Origin of the sequence: Domibacillus tundrae, from assembly GCF_000970675.1 — a bacterium.
GTDB classification, from domain to species: Bacteria; Bacillota; Bacilli; order Bacillales; family Domibacillaceae; genus Domibacillus; species Domibacillus tundrae.
Window position 1 is genome coordinate 1 of record NZ_LAJA01000021.1, and the last position, 9,092, is coordinate 9,092.

Genomic DNA, 9,092 nt, shown 5'->3' on the forward strand with positions numbered 1-9,092 from the left:
GTGTTTAGTGTGGAACAAAGAGAATGGACAGGAGGTTGGGAAGGAAAAATCACAGAAACAATAATAGTGAAAATAGATCGGGATACAAATATCTTTTGGATCGGCTATGATGGAACCAGTATTGCCGTTCTCTCAAATAACCCACAATTCTCTACTTATGAAAAGATATGTGGGACGCTTCCAGACTTTATAAATCCAACTCACTGGGATTATGAATGAACATTATATGAAAGATTCTCTAATGTTGAAAATGAATACAACATAAATGCTATTATGTTGTATTTGCTTATTGGCTACAGGACGTCCAATTGAAAAAGAATAAATTATATTTCTTTGCTTAGCTCTAATAACAGTTTGTTATCAATTTTCCGTTTTTTAATTAATGGTTATTATTTATTCTTTCCGTTATAATCAAGTTAACAGAATTATACAGATTAGTATGAGACTGTAATCGTTGAAAAAGGAGAGAGTAGAGATGGAAAAAGTTCAAACTGTAAAGGATAGTTGGGATGCAAATTTATATGATGTAAAGCATTCATTTGTTTCAAAGTATGGAGATAGCTTGGTTGAACTATTAGATCCAAGAAAAGGAGAAAAGATTCTTGATCTTGGCTGTGGAACAGGGGACTTGGCGAAGAAACTATATGATTCTGAAGTGGATGTTGTAGGGATAGATAAGTCTGAAAATATGGTTGAACAGGCAATGAGCAAGTACCCAGATATTGAGTTTGCCGTTCAAGATGCGACAGAGTTAGTATATAAAAATATGTTTGATGCGGTATTCTCCAATGCCACACTGCATTGGGTAAAACCTCCTGAACAAGCATTGGAGTGTATTTATAAGAGTCTAAAACAGGGTGGAAGATTTATTGCAGAATTCGGTGGTAAAGGAAATGTTCAAATTATAACGGACGAAATCATAACTCAAATTAAACAGGCAGGATTTGAATATGAAGACGAACAATTCCCTTGGTATTATCCAAGCATTGGACAATATACGTCTTTGATGGAGAAGATAGGATTTAAAGTGACGTTTGCGCAACACTATGATAGACCAACACCATTGGACGGAGAGAACGGATTAAGAAATTGGATTGAAATGTTCGGAAGTCCTATGTTTGTAGGTATTAGTGAGGAAAGGAAAGACTACATAGTGACAAACGTTGAGAAGAATCTAAAAGACAGATTACGTAAAAATGGAAACTGGATAGCTGATTACAAGAGAATTCGAGTAATTGGAGTAAAAGAATAAAAATGAGGAGGAGACTTAAGTCTTTTCATCCTGAATTAATGCAACATAAATGATATTATGTTGCATTCAACTATAGACAAGAAAACAGGCTTAATCCCTTGATTATCAAGGCATTAAGCCTGTTTTTGTTTGGCTGCCACTCTTTAAATGCAACATATTAAATATATATGTTATATTAAATTCAACATAACAAATCGGAACGGAGGTATAAATTATAATGTCACACCCATACGAAAAATTTGAAAGTACTGCTTTATGGGAAATTATTAATAAGGGGATAGATAACCTTGTGGAAAATAACGATATTGAAGAGATAACAAGAAGAGAATACATAGTTGGCTATCTTTGTGCGTTAATAAGTGAAGCAGAAATAGAAAAGGAGTAATTATATCTGAAAAGAGGGATTTTTATGGCTGCCAGACAAGGGCAAAACACGGTCGATCCGATCCGTGATCCAGAACAAATTAGAGCGATAAAGGGGTATCTGCTTCACCAGTCGTACCGAGATTACTTTTTGTTTACCTTTGGCATTAATTCGGGGCTGCGCATTAGTGACATCGTGTCTCTTCGCGTGATGGATGTCCGAAATACCGATCATTTGCGTGTGAAGGAGAAAAAAACGGGGAAGATCCGGAAAATTCGCATGACTGGCGCATTAAAACAGGAAATCGAGAAATATACGCGCCAGATGGCCGATTCTGACCTTCTGTTTCCTTCCCGAAAGGGCAAAGGTCCAATCGGGCGAGAAAACGCTTGGAGGGTCGTTAACGGGGCTGCACGGGCCTGTGGCATCACAGGAGCCATTGGTACTCATACAATGCGTAAAACGTTTGGGTATCACTTTTACCAGCAGACAAAGGACGTGGCGATGTTGCAGCAAATTTTTGGCCATTCAGCACCATCTGTCACGCTTCGGTATATTGGAATTAATGATGATATGGTAGATCAAGCATTGGATTCTTTTTCTCTTTAAAAATAAGAATTAAGGAGCAGAGCATTGAGACATAAAGAATTAAAAGTTGTGGAAATACCTAAATGGGGAGACTATTTACGCGGGCAATGGCGCCAGTATTTTGCAAAACATCTTACAAATGAAGAACAAAAATTAATAGGGATGGACGGATTTTTGTGGCATTTGTGTAGCTGGGAAAAGGCAAATTGCCTTGAAAAAGAAGAAGCAATAGCAGCCTTTAAAAAACAATCAAAAACTAAATGCACAATCTTTTATCAATTCATAAATGAAGCTTATCTGCTTAATGATGCAAAAATGCTTACAGTTGATGAATTGCCGTATATTCGTAATCACATGTATTATGGTGACCTTTATGTAATGGATTGGAATTTTAAATGGACATTTATCATGACGCACGAAAGCGACTGCGGACCTTATTTTCTTCAAATAACGTAGGGAAATTAGCTTGATAGTTCGTAAGATGACTTGTATAAATTTAGAAAGTTTGCTATAAATAGAGTCAATTAAATCGAGCGGAAAAAGCAAAAAGGCAAAAGCGCGTTATAGTAGGACTGCAATCCTCTATAACCGTCCACCGTGTCCTAACCACGGTAAACACTTGCTTTCACCCTTTTACATTACATTGATGCCTGTATTTTACGGCATTTAAACGTAAGTTTCAAGGGGAAAGTCTTTCTTTTACAGTCATGCAAAAGACGTGTTTACCGATTTTATACGGTAAAGGCGTCTTTTTGTTTTCCGAAAAGGAGACAGGACCATGACAGTCAGCAGAATCGTAACCACAGACGAATTCAAAAAAATGATCAGCTACAAGGTATACGCAGAGAATCACGAGCAGCAGCAATCTCTAAAACTACAGCTTTTAAAAGAGGTCGAAGCAGCGTATGGCGAACGCTACTGGCGCTTGAAGGAAGGCACACGCAAAGCGATTGATATGCTGTGCTGGTTTGCATCGGAGCGTGGCTTTGTATTTGCGAAAGACGAATACCTGTCTGATCGATACGAGGTGTCGACCAAAACGGTCCGAAATGTGTTGAAGATATTACGGGAAGCTGGAGTGATCTCCACCGTGTATCGCCGTTCTAGCACGCAAAACTGCCGGACGGCACCCGTCCATTTATTCACGGCGCATCCGTACTACAAGTATTGGGAAAACATGCTGGATTTACGTGATTTCCAGAACGATTGCCAAAACGAAACTGCTGAAAAGCCTTATGAGAGTAAGGAAGAACAGCCAAAAAATGTTCCTACCAAGTATTTATCTTTTAATAAAAATCTTTTAAAGACCTTACGTAAGCAGGATCGTCTAAATTCCTCTTTTACACCGAAGAATGTACCCGGTGAATTTGTGAAAACAGCGAAGCCTTTCTTTGATGATGCAGAAGAGATCCATGATCTTTGGAAAAAAGCAGCCCTTGTCTATCGCCAGTTTGATTTGCTGCATGAATTGGAACAGTACACGGAATTAGTCATTGACGCACTGAAACAGTCTGTTTATACACTGAAACACCGAAAGATCCGGAAGGATTTTAAAGGCTATTTCTACGGAACCTTGCTCAAAATGTTTACATACCAGAAGCGCCAGGAGACTTTTTCTAGCCACCCGTCTATCTTTAACTGGCTTGAAGAACAGGAAGAAGAATCAGCAGGCAGTACGAAAAATTGGCGCACGGAAATTCAGGAATTAATGGCGAAGGACGAACGGAAACTGGATTATTTGATCGAGGAACTTCCCTACTGAATAAATCAAAACCGTTGCTAGAAAAAAGAAAAAACCCGTCTGCAGGAAAGTCGAAAAATGCAGGCAGCCATTGTGTCTGCTTCTGAAAAGAACGGTGTCTTTTTCTAGCAAATGCTGTTCTTTTGCGCTCTTTTTTGAACGATGCCGTGTTATTTCAGGTGTCAAAAAGTTTGCCAAATGGCTGAATTTGCTGTCAAAAAATTTGACAGTGACCCTGTTTCAAGTGTCAAAAAGTTTGCCAAAACGGAAATTTCGCGTACCCACGAAAACACTAGGCTCTGCCTAGTACCACACGGGAAGTGGGGTCACGGTTTCCTTATGCTCTTTCTTGCTTTAAAGACTAAATGCATCCAAAACTTAGTTTTTCCAGCTCAATTAGTAAGCAGGAAAAGAAAGGAGTCTAAACATGAGATTAGTTAAAAAGTTTTTTCATTCGCTTTTTTTTAAACAGTATGATGAATTTGCAAAAATGTTAGGGTATGAGGACTGGAAATCAGTTGACGAAAATCGCTTTTTTATTCATCATTTAGAGGGAGATGTCGGATGGTATGCAGCGGAACTTCCAAGTGGGAATTGGGCTGTATGGAAGGATGAAGGAAAGCTTCCCTATCCTTATAAGATGTTTCAGAATTGGGAAGAAGCTATTCATTACCTATGGAAACATTTTGAAGAAAGTGGGTTGCCTGCTTCTTATTGGATGCCAGAAGGTTTTGATGAAAATGAAGATATATTTTTAAAAAAGCCGGACAGAAATAAAAAACTGTCAAGAAACAGAGTATCAATTTTGTTATTTACAAAAGCCGTTTTTGTGAAAGGTGTGTAAACTCTTCCGTGATCTATATAAGATTTTTTATTCATTGTTTAATTTTTTGGCCCTTAATTATTCTATCTGCTAACTATTTTCAAAGTGAGCTATCCAGGTTTTTTGCATTACTTATTGTAAATTTACTTTCACTCTTTTTGCTGAATAAATATGGTCAATCCCAAAAAGACATGTCTTTCAGATATAAATTGTTGATTATCATTGTGACCTTTATTCTAATTGTTTTTTGTACATCTTTATTTTAGAAAGTACAGCCCTGAGTATGGCGACTTACTTTTAATGCGATTCGAGAGGAAGCGCCTGGATGGTTTCAGGTGTTTTTTGTTTGTATAAATCTAAAACCAAAGAAATTCACTTTAAAGACATAATGCAGTTGAATTTTAATTTGGCCAGCTTAATAACAGAAAGTTAAGATCCACCTTTCACCGTAACCAAAAAGAAAAAGAACCTAATCCGGTTCTTTCTCATTCTACAATTTCAAATGGAGCAGCAAGCTCACCGAGAGTAACCCGATATTTACCCGGAGTCATTTTATAATCTAGGTCAGTAACTTTAAGGGGCAGTGATGATGAGGTTCCTGGCCGATGAAGTACCTCTTCTAGGGTTAAAGTGTCCTCCTTCAATGGCACTTCATACCATGTACCTTCTACTTTTTTTCAAGGAAGATATGAGGACCTGTTCTGTATTCTTTATTACTATCATTTTGAAGAGTAACGTTAATGTTCTCAACTAATGATGGATACTGTGCTTTTTCAGTTTTAATAGTAATACCATTTTTCGATTGCGAACGTTCTTGCACAGAAGCTTTTTCTGTAAGTTTTGAATCAGAATCTTTTGCTTGTGTGTGGGGATTTCCCTCTTCGGTGCGGGTCTCATTTGTTGAAGTGGATTCCTCTAATTTTATTAGCACTTCCACTTTTTCAGCCCCTAATGTAAGAATGGAAGGTGCAGTGATAGGTTTTTCAGGGTCCCACCAAACGTTCACTCTTTCTCCCTTTACAATATCTTTGAAGAAATTTTCATCATTGACGAACCAAACAATATTGTCATGATTTTCACTCTTAGCTACATCTTCATAGCTTGCTTCTACCGCATATTTGGGAGTAATACCTGCTACAACCAAGACTTTTTCTCTTCCATCATCGGTTGTTCCTTTTTCTACAACGTATCCTTGAAATTGCTCAAGCATTTGAGTATCTGTAGTAGTAGAGACAGTATTTTTTTCATTTGAACATGCTTCTAATAAAAAGAATATTGCTAAACAGATAGAAATCAGCAAATATTTTTTCATTACATAGTCACCTCTCTTACTTATTGTACCAGTAATTGGATAAAGGCAGTAAGTGAGGCTAATCAAAAGTTCGCCTAAAAAGCGATTTAATTTGAATTTAAATATATGTGTAAAATTCAAATATAAACCCTGTATACTTGAAGGAACTATGACAATAACCTAGAATTAAGTTCAAGGTTAAAATCTAGAAAAAAACCTCGAAAGTTCTAGTTCTAGTATCGTGTTTTACCCTTAAAAATCAATGATTTTACCCGTTCTAGGTTTTAAAATATGGAGGTAGCAATCATGGAAAAAATCCTGGAAGAAAAAGAACGAAATGACAACACGTACACAACTAAAGAGACCTCGCGTTTGACTGGATTAAGTATTGATTTGCTTCGTCTTTATGAGAAAGAATTCAATTTGAACATACAACGCACGAAAGGGAATCACCGGAGATACAGTCAGGATGACATTGAGTTATTCATAGACATAAAGAAGAAGATCCAGGAACAAAACTGGAGTTATAAGATGGTGCTGCAGTGGTTAAACGGCAACGAAATAAAAATGGAATCACCTGCTGTTCAATCAGAACTAGAAAAAAAAGTAGATCTTCTTCAAGATATGGTTCAAGAATTACTCGCGAAATCAAAAGAAGATGATTTATTTAAACAGGCCCTGATTCAACGATTAGATCAACAAGATACATACATAAAAGAATCCCTGGAGAAGCGGGATCAACTGCTGTTAGAAAGTCTCGCGAAGTCCACAGAAGATCGAAAAAACTCTCGAACATTATTCCAGCGTTTGTTGAAAAGACCTTGAATGAACATGAAGCACAAGAAGCAAAGAAATTCATTCGGCAGGAAAAAGGGGAGAAGAAAAATGGCACATAAAATCACACTAACAGGCAAGCCGGTAAGTACATTACGGTTGAAAAAGGATTTCTGTACATTCGATATGGAGGAAAAGGGCTCTCCAGCAGCCCCGAAAGGTCTCCCGAAAAGCTCCACGATTACCTATACCGTTTTTATTAACCAGAAGCAGTTAAAAAAAGCCGGATTAACAGAAGAAAACATTCAAAATCAGAAGATTATGGTACAGGGAGAACCTACACTGGACGTTCCCGTGGATGACTGTCCGGGCGAGATCGGTGTCACGTGCTTTCAGGTTTCTGTGATTTCAGAAAAACAAAAAGAAGAAGTGAAGGCAGAGAAAAAGCCCGCAAAAGAACCAGAGAAAAAAGAAGAAGTGAAAGCAGAAGAGCAGCCAAAAGCACCGGAGGGCACCGAAGACTTTATGGAGCTAGAGCAGATCAAGGTGCCAGAAGAATTTTTGAAGTATCAGCCGAATCCGTATAAGACACAGCTGGTGATCGACCATGTAAAACAGTCCGGGATTTTGGATGAGCCGATTACGATTAATCGGGAAACCAAGGTGCTCACAGATGGATACAAACGTTATATTGTGGCTGAAAAGATGGGAATGAAAATGGTGCCTGTCATGTACGAAAAAATAAGCGTGGATAGCTAAATAGCAAGAAAGAGCATAAGGAAAACGTGCTATCACTTCCAGTGTTAGACTAGGCAGAGCCTAGTGTTTTCGTGATATCGCAAAATTTTGATTTTGTCACACTGTGTGACACTAAAAAAAGCCTATTTGTCACACGGAATGACACCTAAAAAAGCCTTTTGTCACTCGGCGTGACAGTTTAAAGTTTGCAGCATTAATAAAAACCAGAACGGCAATTTGCTTAAGTTCTTAAAATTCAATCAGATAAAATGGAGAAATAAATATGGAATTTAAAAAAAGAGAGCTTCGCAAAATGATCAAGGGAAAACCTCTATACAATGTTTTTCCGGATCAGTTAAATAGTGAAGAGGAAATTGAAAAAAATGTTCGTCGTCTATTTGATCAATTGAATAAATCGGATCAACTTATTTGTGAAGGAGAGTTTGATCATTATGGAAGCGGCTATGCTTCGTTTGTAGAATTTTTTTGCTTTAAAAAAGATGGCAGTGCAATATTAAGTAAAAGTTATTATGAAGAAGATGCTGTTATTTCGCTAGATATGGAAGGAATAGTGGTGTACGTAAGCCGAGTAGCGCCTCTTGCAGTCTTTGGGATGGGAACCCCTCTTAAATATATTCAAGAAGAGGACGGCAAGGAAATGTATAGCGGAATGAGTTCTTTAGGAGTAGACACAATCAATCAAGTCCCAGAAAGATTTGAATCTATGGTTAAGGAAATTGAAAACAGACTACATGAATCAGGCTATTTGATAGGCGACCAGGCCTATCTCGCACAGCCTCTGCCATTCAAAGCAGACATTCCAACAATGTTAACCATGCCAGATTTTGGCGAGGAATATACTATTTTTGATGCCGTATTTTATTGGTCTGATTGATTTTCTAATAGAGGTGATTTGGTGAAAACTCTAGTTCAAGCGTTCATTGGCTCTTTTATTATTCATGCCGTATACATACTTCGTGATATCACGAAATTTTGATTTTGTCACACCGTGTGCCACTTAAAAAAGGCTGTTTGGCATACGGTGTGACATCTGAAAAAGCTGGTTTGTCACATGGAATGACAGTTAAATGCTTGCTGCTTAAAGGTGTATTAAGATTTAAGAAAAGGGTGAAAAAATATGGATATTGAAATAGGTTATTTTCCGAAACATTATTTTAGCAACAAACCCGCTGCCGGCGGTCATTTTCCGTTTGCTATCGAAGGAACTGCAAATTATGTCTTTGATTTAAGTGGCTTTTATCTTCCTGAGTGTGATGAAAACTTCGTGCGTTTATGGATGAAAAACATTAAAGCATATCCTATTTACTTTTGTTCTGAAATACTTTCTTCTTGGAAAGAAGAGTATGAAAAAGATTGCGAGGAAGCAAATGTTTATTACAAATACTTGTTCCAAAGCCCGCAACTAACTGTGGCGGTTACAGAGATTCAAAATGAAAAGCAATTCCAGGAAATTTTCCCCTGGTTCATTACAATGGGAACAGCAGGTGAAATCGTTGTATG

General features: G+C 37.6%; 12 protein-coding genes and 1 pseudogene. 11 read left to right on the plus strand and 2 right to left on the minus strand.

Going from position 1 to position 9,092, the window contains the following annotated elements:
• From VQ00_RS18965 to VQ00_RS15200, 7 genes and pseudogenes are all read left to right on the plus strand, one after another.
• Positions 1–219 (plus strand): annotated as a pseudogene (locus tag VQ00_RS18965) (hypothetical protein); the annotation flags it as partial.
• Between the two features lie 256 nt (positions 220–475).
• On the plus strand, positions 476–1,252 hold the full coding sequence (locus VQ00_RS15175; protein ID WP_046180976.1) for a class I SAM-dependent methyltransferase: 777 nt from the start codon (positions 476–478) through the stop codon (positions 1,250–1,252).
• A 217-nt stretch (positions 1,253–1,469) separates the two neighbouring features.
• Positions 1,470–1,637, plus strand: coding sequence for a hypothetical protein (locus VQ00_RS18920; protein WP_172645589.1), 168 nt, complete (start codon positions 1,470–1,472; stop codon positions 1,635–1,637).
• Between the two features lie 24 nt (positions 1,638–1,661).
• A complete protein-coding gene (locus tag VQ00_RS15180; protein ID WP_046180977.1) occupies positions 1,662–2,225 on the plus strand; it encodes a site-specific integrase in 564 nt (187 codons plus the stop codon).
• A 24-nt stretch (positions 2,226–2,249) separates the two neighbouring features.
• Positions 2,250–2,660 (plus strand): DUF4275 family protein, encoded by a 411-nt coding sequence (locus tag VQ00_RS15185; RefSeq protein WP_046180978.1) that lies wholly within the window; start codon positions 2,250–2,252, stop codon positions 2,658–2,660.
• 322 nt (positions 2,661–2,982) lie between these two features.
• Positions 2,983–3,966, plus strand: coding sequence for a helix-turn-helix domain-containing protein (locus tag VQ00_RS15190; RefSeq protein ID WP_052728594.1), 984 nt, complete (start codon positions 2,983–2,985; stop codon positions 3,964–3,966).
• Positions 3,967–4,372: 406 nt separating this feature from the next.
• Positions 4,373–4,789 carry a hypothetical protein gene (locus VQ00_RS15200; RefSeq protein WP_046180980.1) on the plus strand — a complete coding sequence of 139 codons (417 nt, stop codon included), beginning with the start codon at positions 4,373–4,375 and terminating at the stop codon, positions 4,787–4,789.
• A 464-nt stretch (positions 4,790–5,253) separates the two neighbouring features.
• Here VQ00_RS15200 and VQ00_RS19540 read toward each other — a convergent pair whose 3' ends face one another.
• Together VQ00_RS19540 and VQ00_RS15205 are read right to left on the minus strand one after the other, a co-directional pair.
• Positions 5,254–5,418, minus strand: coding sequence for a hypothetical protein (locus VQ00_RS19540; protein WP_425388392.1), 165 nt, complete (start codon positions 5,416–5,418; stop codon positions 5,254–5,256).
• A 17-nt stretch (positions 5,419–5,435) separates the two neighbouring features.
• A complete protein-coding gene (locus tag VQ00_RS15205; RefSeq protein WP_046180981.1) occupies positions 5,436–6,080 on the minus strand; it encodes a DUF3221 domain-containing protein in 645 nt (214 codons plus the stop codon).
• 285 nt (positions 6,081–6,365) lie between these two features.
• On the opposite strand from VQ00_RS15205, the gene VQ00_RS15210 reads away from it, so the two are divergent.
• From VQ00_RS15210 to VQ00_RS15225, 4 genes are all read left to right on the plus strand, one after another.
• Positions 6,366–6,884 carry a MerR family transcriptional regulator gene (locus VQ00_RS15210; RefSeq protein ID WP_052728597.1) on the plus strand — a complete coding sequence of 173 codons (519 nt, stop codon included), beginning with the start codon at positions 6,366–6,368 and terminating at the stop codon, positions 6,882–6,884.
• A 60-nt stretch (positions 6,885–6,944) separates the two neighbouring features.
• On the plus strand, positions 6,945–7,592 hold the full coding sequence (locus VQ00_RS15215; protein ID WP_046180982.1) for a ParB N-terminal domain-containing protein: 648 nt from the start codon (positions 6,945–6,947) through the stop codon (positions 7,590–7,592).
• A 262-nt stretch (positions 7,593–7,854) separates the two neighbouring features.
• Entirely contained in the window at positions 7,855–8,466 is a 612-nt protein-coding gene (locus VQ00_RS15220; RefSeq protein ID WP_046180983.1) for a hypothetical protein, read from the plus strand.
• Positions 8,467–8,709: 243 nt separating this feature from the next.
• A partial coding sequence (locus VQ00_RS15225) for a hypothetical protein (protein ID WP_046180984.1) occupies positions 8,710–9,092 on the plus strand: 383 nt, incomplete at its 3' end.

Coding starts and splice junctions, on each gene's coding strand:
- VQ00_RS15175 (WP_046180976.1), top strand. CDS start 476: ATGGAAAAAGTTCAAACTGTAAAGGATAGTTGGGATGCAAATTTATAT.
- VQ00_RS18920 (WP_172645589.1), top strand. CDS start 1,470: ATGTCACACCCATACGAAAAATTTGAAAGTACTGCTTTATGGGAAATT.
- VQ00_RS15180 (WP_046180977.1), top strand. CDS start 1,662: ATGGCTGCCAGACAAGGGCAAAACACGGTCGATCCGATCCGTGATCCA.
- VQ00_RS15190 (WP_052728594.1), top strand. CDS start 2,983: ATGACAGTCAGCAGAATCGTAACCACAGACGAATTCAAAAAAATGATC.
- VQ00_RS15200 (WP_046180980.1), top strand. CDS start 4,373: ATGAGATTAGTTAAAAAGTTTTTTCATTCGCTTTTTTTTAAACAGTAT.
- VQ00_RS15205 (WP_046180981.1), bottom strand. CDS start 6,080: ATGAAAAAATATTTGCTGATTTCTATCTGTTTAGCAATATTCTTTTTA.
- VQ00_RS15210 (WP_052728597.1), top strand. CDS start 6,366: ATGGAAAAAATCCTGGAAGAAAAAGAACGAAATGACAACACGTACACA.
- VQ00_RS15215 (WP_046180982.1), top strand. CDS start 6,945: ATGGCACATAAAATCACACTAACAGGCAAGCCGGTAAGTACATTACGG.
- VQ00_RS15220 (WP_046180983.1), top strand. CDS start 7,855: ATGGAATTTAAAAAAAGAGAGCTTCGCAAAATGATCAAGGGAAAACCT.